The following is a 17,335-nucleotide window of genomic DNA, read 5'->3' as shown; positions in this document are numbered from 1 at the left end:
TCCTTGTTATATTAAATATACAGTATAAAAATTTCATTTTACATTAAATAAAACATGTAATTCTGATTTATAGATTAAATATTTAACGTAATAGAAGGGATTTTATTAAAAATGAAAATAGATGAAATTGATAAAAAAATTTTACAAGAGTTAAGTGAGGATAGCCGTCTTTCCATGAGTGAACTTGGGAGGCGAATTAACCTATCTTCCCCTTCCGTGACTGAAAGAGTAAGACAGATGGAATCATTTGGGATAATAAAAAAATACACGTTAGAAGTTGATTATGAAAAATTAGGATTTCCCATCCAATGTATAATAGAAGCAACAATTAAAAACGGAGATTATCAAGCCTTTAAGAATTTCATTGAAGGTCTTCCAAATGTAGAGTTTTGTTACCGGGTAGCCGGAAAAGCCTGTTATATGCTTAAATTGCAATTTGAGACCCTCGCCAAAGCAGAAGAATTTATTGATGCTGTAAGTCCATATGCATCCACTGTTACACATTTTATTTTTTCTCAAGTCCCAACAAAATTAAGAATCGATTCTCGTTGAATTTTTTAACTTTATAGATCCTTGCACCTTAAAGAAGGAAATTGTAAAAAATACACCTTGAATTTCTTCATAATAATGACAAAGGACTGTCGAAACAGTCCTTTTTAGCAGTATTATGACAAAAATGTCTTCCGAGTTAAATGAATAAATGCTTCTAAAGGAGCGCTTAGCCATTTGTCCTTATGCCAGGCAATATGAGTAAAAAGCGGGGATTGTAGTGACTTCCATGCTATTTCCTTTATTTTTCCTTCTTTAATATCGTTTTTCACTACCATCTCCGGTAATAATGCTATGCCTAGTCCGGCAATGACACATTGTTTGATTGCCTCTATACTTCCAAATTCTATTTTATCCAAAGGGTATACCCCTGCTGAATTAAGGGTGTCTTCAAGCATCATACGATAAGAACACCCTGCTTCTGTAAGCAAAAGAGTCTCATCTTTAAGATCGTTCACTGAAAGCACTGATTTGGGATGGTTTGGTGCGACAACCAATTTTAACTTTTCTTCGATAAGTTGTTCGACTTTTAACGAACCTTCAGGTTTACTTGCATCCATAATAAAAGCAACATCTAATACCCCCTCCATCAGCTGTTTTCTCGCCATCTCGTCAGAGTGTGCAGGTTTAAAAACGAGTTTCACTTTTGGAAAGGAAGCCTTGAACTCCTTAAGAATGGGGGGCAGTCGATAGGTGCACTGACTCTCTTGAGCTCCAATTGTAATGGTGCCAGTTGTTTCATCATTTCCGTTTGCAGCCATAATGGCTTCCTCGCTTAGTTTAATCATCTTTTCCGCATATTGTTTAAATTGATGTCCTGCCTCCGTTAGAATCAATCGTTTTCCAAGACGCTCAAATAAGGGTTTGCCAATTTCATCTTCAAGAGCTTTCATTTGAGCGGTTACACTGGATTGTGCAAAGTTCAATATTTTTGCAGTCTGGGTGAAGTTTAAATTTTCCGCTGCATACTTAAAAGTAATCAGTTGTTTAATTTCCATAATACCCACCTTTTATAATCGCTTTTTTCGATTGAATAAATCAAAATAATCATCTTTATCGATTTTTAATTTCATTATAAGATATAAATAAGGAAGGAGGAATAAAAAATGTCAATAGCAGTCATATATGGGGGAACTCGTCCAAATAGCAATACAGAGATGCTGACAGAACACGTAATTCAAGATCTGGAAACAGAGAGAATTTTCCTTAAGGATTATCATATTAAGCCAATTATAGACATGCGTCATTCAACAGAGGGATTTCAGGACAGGAAGGATGATTATAATTCCATAATCGACCGTATTCTTCCGCATGACATTTTAATATTCTCTACTCCAATATATTGGTATAGCATGTCAGGAATAATGAAAAACTTCATTGATCGATGGTCACAAACTTTGAGAGACGAGAATTACCCTAATTTCAAAGCAAAAATGGCGTTAAAAAAAGCCTTTGTAGTGGGTGTCGGCGGAGATGATCCACTTATTAAGGGACTCCCTATGATTCAGCAGTTTAAGTTTATATTTAATTTTATGGGAATTAATTTTGCGGGATATGTTATAGGAAATGGAAATAAACCTGATGACATACTTCAAGACAAAAATGCACTTTTCACAGCGTCTCAAATTCATAATGAATTACAATTATTAACCAAATAATGGAGGTTCCAAAATATTCGTTCAGAGAAACTCCCATTAACTCAAAAATAAAGGAATCCATTACTCTTACTTGGATTCCCCTTTTTTTATTAATCGTCTCACAAACCATACTTGCAAAAATAGTATCTCGTATAAAAAAGGATAGGAAATCGCCGAATACCACCATTCCCATCCACCATGAAAGTATTCGTATCCGGCAAGATAAAAGGAATACTCGAACGCAGATGAAAATATGGACCAAGCAAGGACATATCTTATCTTAGCTATACTTGTACCTTTATAAGGATACCAATTTATTAAAAGAACTGTGGCTGCTGGATATATTCCTAGGATAATAACTGTACTTGGCCAGTCAATAACATATGGTTCAAAAAAACCATAAAAATCCCACTTGTCCGTCCATCTATCTGTGAATTCTGCAAAGAATAGCCCCCAAAAGATAGAAGCATAATATACGATAGGTTCTAATTTCTTTTTGGTTAAAAGAGCAACACTATTAAAAACCAAAACAGAAAAATAAAGATACCACATAGACTCCCTCACTTGTCTTTTATAGTTTTAGGATGTCTACATGGTATTTTTTTAATCATTGTAGGTGGAATCATCCGTATTATCTTATCAGAGGCATGTTTTTAAAAATTAACTATGCGTATTTTTCTGACTTTTTAAAAACAAAATCCACAAAAATCTTTGAAAGCATAAGCATTAACATCATAACCACAAAGGAGTAAAAATAGTTCCAATTCTCTATCTCATACAGATGGAAATAAACAAAGATTGGAGCCGCTATAAAACATATAATAGCGGAAAGAAGAATACTGGAGAGAATATACATTTTCCACTTACTAAAATATTGATAAGTTAATGACATACTAATTGGAACTACAAAAAAATCTACTGCATTTAAACGATGGGTAAAAACTGCAAGCTGATGCGGGTAGCTCCAAGCATTAAAATAAGTTCCAATTTCATCTGTGAATCCTACAATCACAAAATTTACTAAGAAAGAAAATGTAATTAATAAAATTCTATAACGATCCATTAACATCAAAAACACAATAAGAAACAGAACATTTAATATCACGATCGTCCACCAATGACCGCTAAATAAATCATGATGCAGCCAAATTTTGGTTTGCAGTGAATGATATTTGTTTTCGATTTGGTCGGATTGATTATACATACTTTTACCCTCTCTTTTTGGACAACAATCAAATGAAATCTAGTTTCCTCAAAAAAAGTATTCCCATATCTTGAAAATAAATTGCACAAAATAATATGTTAAAAGACAGCGCTAACTAATTATTTGATATTTTTTACAATTCAATATTGTGTGTATAATGTATAAATAATATAATCAAAGTGACAAAATAGACAGAAAAGTATAATTTACGACACAATATAACTTGCTAAAACTTTTTTAGGAGAGGTAATATGCTTTATTACATATTTTCTTTCATGGTATCGTGCGGAATCGTTTTGATTTTGATACCACCTTTGAAAAATCTGGCTTTTAAGATAGGATTTGTTGATAATCCCCAACCATTCAATGATCGGAAGACTCATCAGCAACCAATTCCACTTTTAGCAGGCGTAGCTATTTTTTTTAGTTTTACCATTACATACTTTTTATTTATTCACAAAATATCGCAAAAATCATTAGGGATTTTATTAGGTAGCTTATTAATATTGATTATCGGAATGATAGATGATTGGTATAAAACGCAAGGAAAAGAATTTAGAGCATTTCCAAAATTTATTGTTCAAATATCAGCAGCCATCATTGTTTATTTTTCCGGAATTACTTTTAAAGGTTTTACCAATCCTTTTAATGATCATTTTATCGTTCTACCTGAATTTTTGCAGTTTCTTTTAACAATAGTTTGGATTTTTGGAGTTTCTACCGTTATAAATTTTACTGATGGCATTGATGGTCTAGCAGCTGGATTAACAGCAATATCAGGGGGTACATTATTCATCGTTGCAATAGTTCAAAGCCAGCAATTATCTGCAATGATGTCCATCATTATCGTTGGCAGTGCGTTGGGATATTTAAGATTTAATAAACCACCTGCGAAAATGTTTATGGGGGATGCAGGTGCAACGTTTTTAGGTTTTATTCTAGGAATAATTGCTCTTGATGGAGCTCTAAAACAAGCTACCGTTCTCTCGTTATTTATTCCCATTCTAGCATTGGGTGTACCAATATTCGACAATATTCGAGTCATCCTTTTTAGGTATTTGAAAGGGATACCGGTATATAAAGCGGATGCATCTCAGGTTCATTTCGTACTTCTTCGTAAAGGATTAAAAAAAGGTGAGGTCCTTTTATTTCTTTGTTTAGTTAATGTTTGTTTTGGGCTAATTTCTATTATTTTGTCTCTTTTAGGTAATCAATGAGTATGTATAAATGTACATTTCAAAAAATCATCTCTTATAAAATGGCCACCAGATATTTCTGGTGACCATTTTTGATGGGTTTTCATTTTAAGCAACAGCTTGGGTGGTAATACCGTTACCCCAATATTCCCTGCCAGTCCAATTGATTTTCTTCCTTGTTTATCCTCATCAATATAGGCAACATAGCGACCGTCATAAGACCATTCTTGACCATATACATAACGGTTCTTTGTAAGTTGTTTTTCTTTCTCCTCTATTTTGATCCCGAATATATGCGGCTTTTAATGGGGGCTCTGCATTGGTCACTGTTGATAGATGAATCTATACCAAAATGAGAGACAGGCACCACGTTCTATCTAATAAAGATGGGATAACTATAAAAGGGAATTTTTTTACCTTTATTAAGGTTATAAAAATATATTTCAAAAATACAGAAAAAACCGAAAATAACATTGACTAATTGGATAATTAATTATAAAGTTAAATTACATCAAGTTTACTTTTCTGGGTATTATATCCACCACCCACTTTAAATTCTTCTAAGAATCCCCATTAAAAAAATTAGTTTCTGACAGTAATTGAGATAGAAAGGAGGATCAATTTTAATTTTTGGAAATAAAAAAATTGGAGGTATGTTTATGAGGAAAATTTTAACGGTTTTTCTAGCCTGTGTCTTATTATTTACTGTAGGATTCTCCGTTAATGCAAATGCTAGTACTTATTCAGATCAACAAATTGATTTCAAGAGTATGAGTGAACAAATCGGAATATCTGCTGAGCAATTGGAACAAACATATAATGATTATTTGGCTATTAAAGATTATATCTCTATAGGTCAAGATGGATATTATTCTTTTGATGCAGAAGGTGCCTTGAAAAATGGTGTGAATGAAGAATTGGTGACTTCGACAAAAAATGACTTTAATAACATTAATAAAGGAATGAAGGAAGCATACAATAGTGGTAATTACAATATCCTTGCAAGTTGTAAGGGTAAATCTAAGTATGAAGATACTATTGATGGAGGAAGAGTATATATAAATTCCTGTAATACGGATAAAATAGTAATTGCGTTGGCCGCAGGGGCAGCTGCTTCAACAATTGCTGGGATTATATCAGGGGCAGTTGGAATTGTTCCAGGAGCAGTAGTAAATGGAATAGCTGCAGCTTTATACGGTTTTGGCGCAACATACGTTGCAGCAGTAGATAATGGGTGTGGTGTTATAGCTACATGGCACAAATGGATTCTCCCAGTATCTTTAAAAGCTCAGGATTGCCCATAAATAAGAATAAGGGCAGCTAATTGTTGCCCTTGTTTATCCGGAAATATAACACATAAAGGGATGATATTTTGTTAAAGTTGCTATTCTTATTGGTTATATTGCTTTTGATATTTTTCCTTATTAAACCTATTGCGAAAATAAAAAAACTTGATTTTCCAAATCGTTTATTATTAGTAGGTCCTTTGATACTCATTAATATGGGATTATTGCCATCTGTTTTTAAAATACAAATGACTTCTTTTGAATATTTCATGCAAATGGTAAATTTCATTATAATTATTGTATTAATAATGATTAACTATTTATTTAAAGCACGAATAATATCATTTATCCTACTATTTATTTCTGCTATTATATGTGGCTTTTTAATATTAAAGTATTTTTTAATTGAATTATAGGCTATTATAATGCGAATAGTAATAGAATCCGAAACCTCAAGTTCATACCTACTATGTATTAGGGATGGACCTGATATTGGATGATGATTCTTAAAAATCAGTTCCTACTCTTCATAGTGATACAACAGTTTCATCTAGTCAAAAAACAGGTAAATTCTATATAGCCTGTTATGCAAATCGAATAATTAAAAGCTGCCAATCTGATAGCCTCGTTAAATTCTTATTGTTCATTTTTTACTTCCTTAAAAAGTACCCTTTCTAAAGGAGAAACTTACTCATCAAAATATCATCGACATAATCATTTGGACCCAATTTAATTTGCTTTTTTCGCCGACCTTCTTCTGTAAAACCCATCTTAGTATATAAATGAATGGCTCTTTTGTTATTGGAGAAAACCTCAAGGGAAATTTTTTCTACCCTCGAATCTTTTTTAGCCCACGCAAACAGATTTTTTATGAGCGCTCTCCCAATACCTCTATTCGTAAATTCTTCTTGAATACTCATTCCAAATATCCCTTGATGGCTAAATCTTTTACGCGGGGATAATTGAAAATTGAGGAGTCCAATAATCATTCCATTAACTTCCGCAACCAATAATAATCCATGCTTATTGTGGGATAGTATCCAATCTTTTTCTTCCTCAATCGTAATGTTAAATTCCTCTAAAGTGTTCCCCATTACATCTGGATTTTCTTCTAACACCTTTTTCGTATGTTGAATTATTTGTTCAGCATCATTTTCCACTGCTTTTCGAATTTGTAGGGTTTCCAATGCGTTAAAATCCTCTGACAAAATGGCCACTCCTTATCCATTAGCGATTAATAAGTTAGCTATCATTTTCATTCTTTCACTTTTAATCCAAGCATAGTAGCAAAAGCAATGGCTTGCTCAGGGGAAACTTCGCATCCTGCTAAATCTTCCATGTTAACGCTAATTCTTTCAAACGTTGAGCTACTTATATCAATTCCTTTGAGAGGTGTTCTAGAAAAATTCACCTCATTGATATCACATTGTCGAAACGAAACTTTCTTAAATTTGCACTCATAGTAATCAGCATTTCTTAATGAACAATGATCGAACTTCACTTGCTTTAAACTGCCATAGCCATACGAGCTTAGATTCAACATACAATTTTCAAAAAGAACGTTACCAAGATTAGCATCCGAAAGATTTATTCCTAGCATTTTTGAATCTTTAAACTCAACTCTATGAATAATTCCTTCTGTAAAATCGGCATTTGACAAATCGCAGTTTTCAAAGACAACATCTGTTAACTCAATATTTTTAAAAGATACTTCATGAAAGATTACATTTTTAAATATAACCTGCGAGAACTCAATTCTCTCCATTTTTTCTCTTTCGACAGAGGAATTTGATATTATACAAGAATTGAGGAAGGGTTCATCCCTATAAAAGATTTCATGAAAGTTTGCTGATGGTAAATGATGTGGAATTTTGGGATGTTCAATATTTATTTTTGTCATATTATCACCTTAATATCTTTTGAAGTTGAAAATCATAATTTCTATGCGGTCAAATTATGTATGAATATATTATTGAAAAGAGAATTCACTACACTGTCTAGTAAAACACAAATGAAACTATTATGATATGTCTCTATTATGCTCCTATTTTTGAATAGATTTTCGAGAGACCCATTAACTTGTAATGAGTCTCTCGTATGGCACCAATCAAAATATCAAATTGTGGCAATAATATAACGGCACTTATCTTCTGCAGGAATTACTCGTACGTTAATAATAGATCAACTTGATTATTACCTTACCTGTTTTATCAACAAATCCTGCCTTTCCATCTTTCTTCACGTAAACAAGCCCTTCATGGAAAGACCCAACTTGATCATACTGTGGAGTGATGACCACTTTCCCCTTATCGTTAATAAATCCATATTTACCTTTATAAGATACAGTAGCTAAATAATCGTTGCTCTTGTAAAAAAAATCAATGTCATCATATTCTGGTTTCACTAATATTTTTCCCGTTGATGAAGCTATTCCATATTTAGAGCCTTGATTTATTCTAATCAAACCATTATGTTCAAAAGGATCGATTCGGTCATATATAGGTTTTAGGATGACTTTTCCTTCTCTGTCTATTGCACCTTCTTTGTTATTTTCTTTAAAAATAACAAAATCACCCGTAAACTCACCTTCTCCATAGGTTGCTAATCTCAAAGAATCATAGACTGGGTCTGCAATGATTTCTCCCTTATCATTTATAAAACCATATTTATTATTTTGCATAAATATAGCCAACCCTTTTTTGTTAAACAAACTGAAGGAATCATATTGAAAATCAAGAATTACTTGACCCTGCTTATTAATAACTCCGTACTTCCCGTTTTTCATAACGACTGCGGCATTCTGCCAAAATTCATAGAGTGAGTTTCCATCTCCATCGTAAGCTTTCTCATATTGCGGTTCCATAATCCATTTTCCATTTGTATCGATATAACCGAGCTTTCCGTTTACTTCAACCGGAGCAATACCCTTCCTAAATACATCGACGGAATCATAAATCGGCTCCGCAATTACTTTTCCTTTTGTATTAATGAAACCATATTTATTTTTTATCTTTGTTTGGGCAAAGTCATTGAAATACGATGATATTTGATCATATGCAGGTTTGGCAAGGATCTTCCCACTTGTGCTCATTACCCCGTATTTGCCATCCAATTTTATTTTAAATAACCCATTTCCATAATAGCCTATAGAATCATAAATTGGTTTTGCGATAACCTTTCCTTGCTTATTGAGTAAACCGTACTTTTTATTTTGGTAAAATGTAAATACTCCGTTATTGTTTTCCTTGATTTTGTCATATGTTGGTTTTAGTACAACTCGGCCATTTTTATCGATGATTCCATATTTCCCTTTACTGATAAATTGGGCTACACCATTTTGGAATCTTTCAATACTTTCATACTTGGGTGAAACAATCGTTTTCCCGCTTGTATTAATCAATCCGCTTTTGTTATTCTTGATAACTACTATCGGATTTTCAAACATGACGAAATCATATTGCGGTGCCACAATGACAGTTCCCTTCTTATTAAGGAACCCGTATTTATTTTTCTTTTTAACCAGCCATAAATCGGTTTGTCCATATTGTTCAATGCTATCGTACTGTGGTTTAACGGCCACACTCCCTTTTTTATTCAACATCCCGTATTTTCCATTTTGCTTAAATAACACTAGACCATTAGTAAATTCATATCCCAGTTCTTTCTTCCCACTATCAGCAAAAGCTGCGGAATTCCAGGTACACCCCATTAACAAACCAAATAGAATAAACCCAATAAACCAAGCTTTAAGATTATTTTTCATATGCTCCTCCTTTCTTCATCTTAATATATGTATTCTTGATACATTTGGTAAATACCTTCTTCACCAATTCTGCTTTAATAGTTCTCGCTTGTTTGGAAAATGCATGTTCTGTAATTTTCAGTGTTTTTACATTGACTAACCGTTCATTCAATAATAAAATTATACTGAATATTATAAATGTTATGGAGGGTTCGCAATGGATTTGTATTATGAGGTAGTTGGAAAAGGTCATCCTGTCGTTCTTCTTCACAGTGGTGGTGCTGATTTACGGGTTTGGACATTTGTTGCACCTCTTCTTGCCAAGCACTATAAGGTCGTTACTTATGATGGACGCGGTTGCGGGCAATCGCCATCCCCTTTAGAACATACCAATTATGTTGAAGATTTGCTGTCGCTGCTTGACCATCTAGGACTAGAAAAAGCAACCATAATAGGACACTCCCTCGGCGGCTATATCGCTACCGAATTTGCTTTGAATTACCCTGAAAGAGTGTCGAACCTTGTTTTGGTTGGTCCTTCTTTGCTAGGCTTTAATTATTCACAAGAATTTAATGCGTATATGAATAAAATTAACGAGGCTGCCCCAGATATAGAAAAGATGATTGAGCTCTCACTTAGTGGCTCATTGTATCATGTTGTTATGGCTGGCCCACACCGTAACCTGTTGATTCAAATGCAAGAGGATTATTTCAAACGGATATTAAAATGGCCAGCGTTCGAAATGATTTGGCCGAAACCTCCGGCTATTGAAAGGTTGGAGGAATTGACCGCAGATACACTCTTCATCATCGGTGAGAAGGACTCCCAAGATAATCTTCGTGTTGCGGATTGTTTTCGAAGACTCCCAAAAGTCCATTTCGCTGAAATCCCGAATGCAGACCATATGGTAATGCTCACCCACCCTGAAGATCTATATCACTATATTACTGGCTTTATGGAGGAATGAATTTAAGCATGCCCAGAACCCAGAAAGAGAATGAGAGAATACGTCAGTTAGCAAAAGAGAATATTCGCAGTGCTGCTATGAGATTGTTCATTAAGCAGGGATATCATGCTACTTCTATTAGCGATGTAGCTAAAGAAGCAGGCATCTCAAAAGGCTTATTATACAATTATTATAAGGGCAAAGAGGAACTGCTTGCTACAATGGTAGAGACCAGAATTGGAGAATTAATTGAGGTAATGGAAGGTGCAGCCGCAATTGAGACACCTACTGAACAACTTAGATTTATTATAGAAGGCGCGATCGATAAAGTTTATCAAAATCCGGAATTATTCCGTTTCTATCTGCACCTGCAAACACAGCCAGAAGCAGATCAAGAACTAATCAAATACAGCAATATGCTGATTCAAGAAAGTGCCAGACTGTTCGAGTTACAGTGTGAGATGTTCGAAAAGCTGGGTGTTAAAGATCCTCGGATGCGTTCGTTATATTTTTCATCCACGCTTCAAGGAATCATGTTAATGATATCTACTTATCCGCAACAGTTTCCCATTGAAGAAGTAAAAACACAGATGATTCGTGAGTTTTGCTTCGCTTCTTCTGAATAAAAGTGATTTAGGATATCGTATATTCTATTTATTGCGATATCCTGGATTTCTCTTGCCTTTAAGCCACTTGTTGATAAAAGTACTTCAAACCTTTAGTTGAAGCTGCCTATTTAATTGAATTAAGATTTACCCTTTAATGCTAGTCTTTATGATTCCATAATCAAATTGGTGTTACAATGTAGAGCATATTCATAACATCAATATTTATACCGCTTTAAAAAATCTTCTCCCATGAAAAGAAACAAACCGATTATCAATATAAATAGTTTAATAGTGATAATAACCTTTCTTTTTTCTGTTCCTGATTAAAATTTTGATCTAATATTTCCTTAATTTGGGCTTCAAGTATCCTGTCTCCATTCGACAAATTAAGTAAACGTACTAAACTCCTCTTTTCTTTTTCCGACAATAAGTTGTTTTTTAATCCATATATAATATCTAGCGCTTCATATCCTAAAGTACTTAGTAAATCGCTATAATTATGTTTCATAATTCCCCCTCCTATCATTATTGAAGCTTTATGTACTATCGTTAGTTACTGCTTTCCCAACTTAAGTATCATTTTGTCCGATTGGTATAAGATTTATTAACTTTTGCTTTATGCTTAATCCACTAATATTTTAAAGTACTTTTACAATATCTTTAGACTATAATATAATATTAAAAATAAATTCCATAATTCAACACTATCAAGGAAACCATTCAATATCTATTAACTTAATAAGCTTTTAAGATATTTTAATTGACCCGAATATTCTCTTAATACATATGCAAGGGGACATTATCCCTGTTAATGAAATTTAAAGTAATACCAGCTATTTAAATATTATCGAAAGAGGTGGAATAAATGGGAAACGATAATATGTCTCTAAAGGAAAAAAGCATCGTCTTTATTGGCTTTATGGGAGTGGGCAAAACTACTATTGGTTCCTTAGTGGCAAAAAAGCTATATCGAGATTTCATCGATATTGATCAAGAAATTGAAAAAGAATATGGTATGCCTGCTACAGAGATTTTTAAGACTTTTGGTGAGAAAGTATTTAGAGAAAAGGAAAAGAACATTATTGATTTCTACTCTAAACAGAAATTAAAGATTATTTCTGTTGGTGGCGGAGCCTTTTTACAAGAGGAAATACAAAAAATTTGCTTATCCAATTGTATTGTATTTTTTCTAGATCTTTCTTGGGAATCTTGGAAAGAACGAATTAATCTAATTATTGATAGCCGACCTGTTTTACAAGGAAAAAGCCTGGACGAAATAAAAGAGCTTTTTTATACTAGACAACAATATTATACGAATCATCATTCAAAGGTGGAAACGGATAATCTTGATATAGAATCCGTTGCAAATAATATTGTAGATGCATTAAAAACTGCATGGGAACTTTATGATTAACATTAGGAATTATTTTATGAGATAACTACTAATACATCATGGAAGATTTTTAGCTATTTAAAAACCAACTAATTATATTCCCTATTTTTTCTTGTATAACCACTGATCTCTTAGCACAATAAAATGCACCGCGTGTGATGATTCTTCATTAACACACTCGATGCATTTTATATCAATTTCCGTTATTAAATGATTAATATTGTCTGCTCGCTGCTAATGCTGCGCGAATCCCTAGTAAATAACTTTCTTGTCCGAATCCGGAAATTTGACCTGTTGCTATTTCCGCAAAAACGGACTCATGGCGAAATGCTTCACGTGAATGGATATTGGACATATGAATTTCAACGACTGGGACTGTTAAAATAGCCAAGGCATCACGGATTGCGTAGCTATAGTGTGTCCAAGCCCCCGCATTGATAACAACTCCGTCAACTCCCGATAAAAAGGCTTCATTGATTTTATTAACCATTTCACCCTCATGATTGGTTTGAAATGTTTCTACTTCAATGTTTAATTCTTTTGCTAGTTGCTGGATATTATTATTTATTTCATCTAATGTAATAGTTCCGTATTGTTTAGGATCGCGTTTACCGAACATATCATGGTTAACACCATGGAGCATTAAAATTTTTGTCATGTCTTTCTCTCCTTCGGCTGCAAGGTTCGTTTCATGAAAACTACTAAAAAGAAATGTCTTACCCGAACATAATTTTCTTAATGTCATCTATTGGCATATCCTCACCAGTGAACAATTTGAATCCTAGTGCTCCTTGCCAAAGCATCATCCCTAAACCATTAATCGCTGTTGCGCCTGCTTCTTCGGCTTGTTTTAATAATTTAGTTTTTTGAGGGTTGTACACCACGTCTGTTACCACCAAATCTTTACGTAAGACATCCAATGTATCATCCACAATGCTTAATTGATCCAACGGTTTCATCCCTAAGCTTGTTCCATTTGCCAACACAGCACTTTCCGCCACTTCTTTACGGAATCTATCTTTATCCTCCAATGGTAAGATGTTAGCTTTTACACCAAAGGATTTCATTTCATTATTGATATAGTTCACATTTTCTTCTGCGTTATGGAAAAATTGATCATTCCGTGCAAAGATATTAAGTTCTTGAATACCTGATTGTGCTAATTGAATGGCAATCGGTGTTGCAACGCCACCAGAACCAACTAATGTTACCTTTTTACCTTTTAAATCAACGCCTTGTTGTTCAAGGTTCTTCACGTAACCTAAGCCATCTGTATTATAACCGATGAGCTTACCATCTCTATTGACAACGGTGTTACTTGCACGTGCATATTTTGCACTATCATCAAGCTCATCAAGATATGGAAGGACTTCCATTTTATTTGGCATTGAAACATTAAAACCCGCAACTCCCAATGCTTTCATACCTTCTACAGCCTCTTTAAGTGTGTCATTGCCTACTTCAAACGCAAGATAAGCATAGTTTAAACCTAAAAGAGTATATCCCAAGTTATGCATTTGCGGTGAAAGGCTGTGGCCTATTGGTGTAGCCAATAATCCAACTAATTTTGTTCTACCATCAATTTTTCCTAAGTTTTTTTCATAGTTTGCCATAATAACTATCTCCTTATCTCTTTATTTTTGGCTATATTCGTGTTGATCTAGCCTAATGCGTACACGTAAACGGGTTTTATTCGTATGAAAACTAACGTGAACGAATACGCAAGGAGGTATGATCGTCAACCAAAGTAATGAACAAAGCCTACTTTATAAATATCTATAAAAATATCAATTTTTATTTAAAAACTTTTCGCCCGCGATATAAAACAAATATTGCTAATAAAACACTTATAACCGCGATGACCATATCAAATACCAATGTCATGGTGATATTCACTGCACCAACTAAATAGCTTGTGATCATCGGCACAAAAATAAAGGCTAAACTTGAAGCGATATTTACGTAAGATGTGGTCGTTGCTTTATTTTTCACAAAGAACTGTGTCATGACACTTAAAGCTAATTGGAAAATCCCTGCAGTTGATAGACCAAGGATAAATGTACATATTAAAACAACCGAATAAGTTTTAATCGTAAATAGACCTAACATGGATAAAAAGGCTATTGCCGGATAAAGAATCATAATGGTTACAGGCTTTACAAATTTATCTAAAATAGCGGCCAAAATTAATACGGAGACTAACGCACCTATACTAAAGTAACTTAACAGCTGTATAGCGTTATTTTCACCTAAACCAATAAATTTACTTCCAAGCTCCGGTAGCCATGTTTGCCATACTACGAATAAGGCGGTACAAGTGAAGCCAATTAAAATAATTGCTAGCCCTTCACGCCACAATTTAGGTTCTACTTTAAATGGTGAAGACTCCTCTTGACTCTCTTGTGATTGCCCCCCACCATTTGCAGATGGAAACGGCATGAAAATAAGATAAATGCCGCATAACAAATACAGAATACCCCAAATAAAGAATGACCAGCCCCAGAAGATGTGATTCGCTACTAATATGGAGATGATAAACGGCAATAATGTTGCGCCAATCGAAACAAAAGCTTTAACAAGAACAGTCGCAGAGCTTGACTTCTTCGGAAATGCTTCAATCAAAGCAGGATATGTGCCCGAATCAAGCAACGAATTGGCGATACCAGCCACAATAGCAAAAATAAAAGCAAGGGTATAACTTGACGTTATCGGTATACCGATCAAAAATAGTATTTCTAAAAAGCTCCCAATAACAATCACTGGTTTCCTGCCGTATTTGTCGGAAATCCGACCAACAAAAAATAAGGATACAAGTTTCCCTATTCCAATAGCAGAAACCAAAAGACTAATTTTTTCCACTGAAACATGATATTTGCTAGAAAGATTATGCATGTTAGATGCAACGATAATGTTAATCATTCCGAGCATGAAGTAGTTTAAATACATTCCAGCAGATGTCTTAATATATCGGTTTTTCAACTTGTCCACTCCTTTGAATGCATCCCAATCTTTTACAAAATCCCCTTTATGAAAGAGACATAATGCAAAAGAAGGAACCAAAGTATATGAGAATGAATGTTCAGCATTTTGCTTTACTCATTCTACTTTTCAAATACGATGCCGGCTTGTCTCAGTTATAAACGGATATGGCTTTATATCTTTTGAAGATATAGATTCCAAGAACAACACTGACAAAAGCCAAACAAATATCAAAAATAAATACAGAGGATACTCCTAAGTATTTAGTTAATAAGCTTGTTACAAAAGGGACGACAATAAAAGCTATACTAGCCGCAGCACTAACATAAGAAACACTTGCTCCCTTTTTTTCTGAAAACAGTTCCATCATCACTGTCGCTGTTAATTGAAAAATCCCTGACATAGAAAACCCTAAAAAGAACGATACAACCGTAAGAATGGTTGGATTATGATTGAATTGAAGCACGATTAAAGTGATCAATGCCATACATGGATAGATAACCATAGCAGTTATTGGCTTCATTAGCCTTTTTAACAAGATAGCAAGTAATAGTACAGACAGGATACCACCTATACCATAATAACTAAGTAATTCAACCGACTTCACTTTGCTTAAATGAAGCACATCTTGTCCAAAGGTCGGAAGCCAAATTTGAACGACATTAAACAATGAAACAGAAGCAAAACCATTTAGAATAAGGGCAACGCCTTCTTTCCAAAACTTTAGCTTTGCCGGATCAACTGGTTGCTTTATATGTGAATCATCCACCTGTTGTTTCTTATGTTTATTTTTTGTCGGATCAGGAAAGTTAGTTCTTATTAAAAAGAGACCACTCAACAAAAACAACGCTGCAGGTACAAAAAAACTATAGCCGTAAAACATTTGGTTTGTGATAATAAAAGCTATAATGATGGGTAACAGGACTGCCCCTATTGAAATAAAAGCTTTCAATAAAACTGTTACGGTACCTGCCGCATTTGGAAATCCTTCATTGAGTGCAGGATAAGAACCTGAATCTAATAAGGAATTACAGATTCCCGCAATGAGAGCAAGTCCCATGGCGTACTTATATTGAGCTGTAAATGGTATTCCTATTAGAAATATCATATATAAAAAGACCGCTGTCACAATTAGAGGCTTTCTTCCATAACGATCGGAAAGCTTTCCGGATACATTAATACTTAATAAGTGCCCAATACCAACAACTGAAATCAAAGAACTAATATCTGTTCTTTCAACTCCCAATTGTTGAGAAAGAAAGCTCATATTTGATGACAAGATGATATTGACCATTCCTAAAAGTAAGTAATTTAAATAAATTCCTGATGCCATTTTCCAATATGGATACTTCATTCAATATCTCCTCGATGTCATACAAATTCCAAATAAATAAATCCCATTCCCCACCTCAGTACCATTTATAATCTTAGTTTGTTTCTTAAATAAAAATTAAATTCCTGTGTATACACAGCTTACTCAGTCTTGTGAATTTTTACGAAGGTTGCTGAGATGGGAAATGAAAGATATTTTTTTGAAATTCCTATTGAAAATGAGAAAGTTCTAGTGATCCTCCCTCCATTAATTCACCTATCTATCTAGTATATCGTTCTACTAAAAATGAAATTTTTATATACATAATAATAATATATAATTTCGAACTGTAACTTTCTTCAGTAGAACAACACATTAAAATAAAGGTGTTTTTATGGGACATTATTTTTAACTCATTAGATAAATATAGGTATTATTTTTAGTAGAACGTTCTACCTAACAACAAATAAAAATATACTCCTG

18 protein-coding genes are annotated in these 17,335 nt (G+C 33.8%); 7 read left to right on the top strand and 11 right to left on the bottom strand.

Annotated elements, in window-relative coordinates; all coding sequences use genetic code 11:
• Positions 1-111 precede the first annotated feature (111 nt).
• Positions 112-552 (top strand): Lrp/AsnC family transcriptional regulator, encoded by a 441-nt coding sequence (locus NSQ59_RS02495; protein ID WP_126647286.1) that lies wholly within the window; start codon positions 112-114, stop codon positions 550-552.
• 113 nt (positions 553-665) lie between these two features.
• On the opposite strand, the gene NSQ59_RS02490 is transcribed toward NSQ59_RS02495, so the two are convergent.
• Positions 666-1,547, bottom strand: coding sequence for a LysR family transcriptional regulator (locus NSQ59_RS02490; RefSeq protein WP_055738097.1), 882 nt, complete (start codon positions 1,545-1,547; stop codon positions 666-668).
• A gap of 108 nt (positions 1,548-1,655) precedes the next feature.
• Here NSQ59_RS02490 and NSQ59_RS02485 point away from each other — a divergent pair, with 108 nt between their 5' ends.
• Positions 1,656-2,207 carry a flavodoxin family protein gene (locus tag NSQ59_RS02485; protein WP_340828950.1) on the top strand — a complete coding sequence of 184 codons (552 nt, stop codon included), beginning with the start codon at positions 1,656-1,658 and terminating at the stop codon, positions 2,205-2,207.
• Between the two features lie 66 nt (positions 2,208-2,273).
• Here NSQ59_RS02485 and NSQ59_RS02480 read toward each other — a convergent pair whose 3' ends face one another.
• Positions 2,274-2,738: a hypothetical protein gene (locus NSQ59_RS02480; protein ID WP_055738095.1), complete on the bottom strand. Its 465-nt coding sequence runs from the start codon at positions 2,736-2,738 to the stop codon at positions 2,274-2,276.
• A 112-nt stretch (positions 2,739-2,850) separates the two neighbouring features.
• The gene (locus NSQ59_RS02475) at positions 2,851-3,390 is read right to left on the bottom strand and encodes a CBO0543 family protein (protein ID WP_340828949.1); all 540 of its coding nucleotides are present in this window, start codon (positions 3,388-3,390) and stop codon (positions 2,851-2,853) included.
• Between the two features lie 251 nt (positions 3,391-3,641).
• Here NSQ59_RS02475 and NSQ59_RS02470 point away from each other — a divergent pair, with 251 nt between their 5' ends.
• Both NSQ59_RS02470 and NSQ59_RS02465 read left to right on the top strand, forming a co-directional pair.
• Positions 3,642-4,607: an MraY family glycosyltransferase gene (locus tag NSQ59_RS02470; RefSeq protein WP_340828947.1), complete on the top strand. Its 966-nt coding sequence runs from the start codon at positions 3,642-3,644 to the stop codon at positions 4,605-4,607.
• Positions 4,608-5,245: 638 nt separating this feature from the next.
• Positions 5,246-5,890: a hypothetical protein gene (locus tag NSQ59_RS02465; RefSeq protein ID WP_340828945.1), complete on the top strand. Its 645-nt coding sequence runs from the start codon at positions 5,246-5,248 to the stop codon at positions 5,888-5,890.
• A gap of 656 nt (positions 5,891-6,546) precedes the next feature.
• Here the strand turns inward: NSQ59_RS02465 and NSQ59_RS02460 are convergent.
• The 3 genes from NSQ59_RS02460 to NSQ59_RS02450 form a co-directional block, all read right to left on the bottom strand.
• Positions 6,547-7,080, bottom strand: a complete 534-nt coding sequence (locus NSQ59_RS02460) for a GNAT family N-acetyltransferase (RefSeq protein WP_340828943.1) — start codon at positions 7,078-7,080, stop codon at positions 6,547-6,549.
• A 47-nt stretch (positions 7,081-7,127) separates the two neighbouring features.
• On the bottom strand, positions 7,128-7,772 hold the full coding sequence (locus tag NSQ59_RS02455) for a pentapeptide repeat-containing protein (RefSeq protein WP_340828941.1): 645 nt from the start codon (positions 7,770-7,772) through the stop codon (positions 7,128-7,130).
• A gap of 270 nt (positions 7,773-8,042) precedes the next feature.
• On the bottom strand, positions 8,043-9,635 hold the full coding sequence (locus NSQ59_RS02450) for a WG repeat-containing protein (protein WP_340828939.1): 1,593 nt from the start codon (positions 9,633-9,635) through the stop codon (positions 8,043-8,045).
• A 196-nt stretch (positions 9,636-9,831) separates the two neighbouring features.
• Here NSQ59_RS02450 and NSQ59_RS02445 point away from each other — a divergent pair, with 196 nt between their 5' ends.
• Together NSQ59_RS02445 and NSQ59_RS02440 are read left to right on the top strand one after the other, a co-directional pair.
• On the top strand, positions 9,832-10,581 hold the full coding sequence (locus tag NSQ59_RS02445; RefSeq protein WP_126647281.1) for an alpha/beta fold hydrolase: 750 nt from the start codon (positions 9,832-9,834) through the stop codon (positions 10,579-10,581).
• 8 nt (positions 10,582-10,589) lie between these two features.
• The gene (locus tag NSQ59_RS02440) at positions 10,590-11,186 is read left to right on the top strand and encodes a TetR/AcrR family transcriptional regulator (protein ID WP_055741097.1); all 597 of its coding nucleotides are present in this window, start codon (positions 10,590-10,592) and stop codon (positions 11,184-11,186) included.
• A gap of 253 nt (positions 11,187-11,439) precedes the next feature.
• On the opposite strand, the gene NSQ59_RS02435 is transcribed toward NSQ59_RS02440, so the two are convergent.
• Positions 11,440-11,676 (bottom strand): hypothetical protein, encoded by a 237-nt coding sequence (locus tag NSQ59_RS02435; protein ID WP_055738090.1) that lies wholly within the window; start codon positions 11,674-11,676, stop codon positions 11,440-11,442.
• Between the two features lie 357 nt (positions 11,677-12,033).
• Here NSQ59_RS02435 and NSQ59_RS02430 point away from each other — a divergent pair, with 357 nt between their 5' ends.
• Positions 12,034-12,582 carry a shikimate kinase gene (locus NSQ59_RS02430; RefSeq protein ID WP_055738089.1) on the top strand — a complete coding sequence of 183 codons (549 nt, stop codon included), beginning with the start codon at positions 12,034-12,036 and terminating at the stop codon, positions 12,580-12,582.
• Positions 12,583-12,775: 193 nt separating this feature from the next.
• Here NSQ59_RS02430 and aroQ read toward each other — a convergent pair whose 3' ends face one another.
• From aroQ to NSQ59_RS02410, 4 genes are all read right to left on the bottom strand, one after another.
• Positions 12,776-13,219, bottom strand: a complete 444-nt coding sequence (gene aroQ, locus NSQ59_RS02425) for a type II 3-dehydroquinate dehydratase (protein WP_055741096.1) — start codon at positions 13,217-13,219, stop codon at positions 12,776-12,778.
• A gap of 58 nt (positions 13,220-13,277) precedes the next feature.
• The gene (locus NSQ59_RS02420; RefSeq protein ID WP_340828934.1) at positions 13,278-14,174 is read right to left on the bottom strand and encodes a shikimate dehydrogenase; all 897 of its coding nucleotides are present in this window, start codon (positions 14,172-14,174) and stop codon (positions 13,278-13,280) included.
• Positions 14,175-14,355: 181 nt separating this feature from the next.
• Positions 14,356-15,540, bottom strand: a complete 1,185-nt coding sequence (locus NSQ59_RS02415; protein ID WP_340828932.1) for an MFS transporter — start codon at positions 15,538-15,540, stop codon at positions 14,356-14,358.
• A 151-nt stretch (positions 15,541-15,691) separates the two neighbouring features.
• On the bottom strand, positions 15,692-16,894 hold the full coding sequence (locus NSQ59_RS02410) for an MFS transporter (RefSeq protein WP_340828930.1): 1,203 nt from the start codon (positions 16,892-16,894) through the stop codon (positions 15,692-15,694).
• Between the last annotated feature and the right edge of the window lie 441 nt (positions 16,895-17,335).

The sequence above is a fragment of the Margalitia sp. FSL K6-0131 genome, assembly GCF_038008735.1.
Taxonomy (GTDB): Bacteria; Bacillota; Bacilli; order Bacillales; family Bacillaceae_C; genus Margalitia; species Margalitia shackletonii.
The sequence above is the reverse complement of the archived record's forward strand: the minus strand, read 5'-3'. Positions and strand labels throughout refer to the sequence as shown.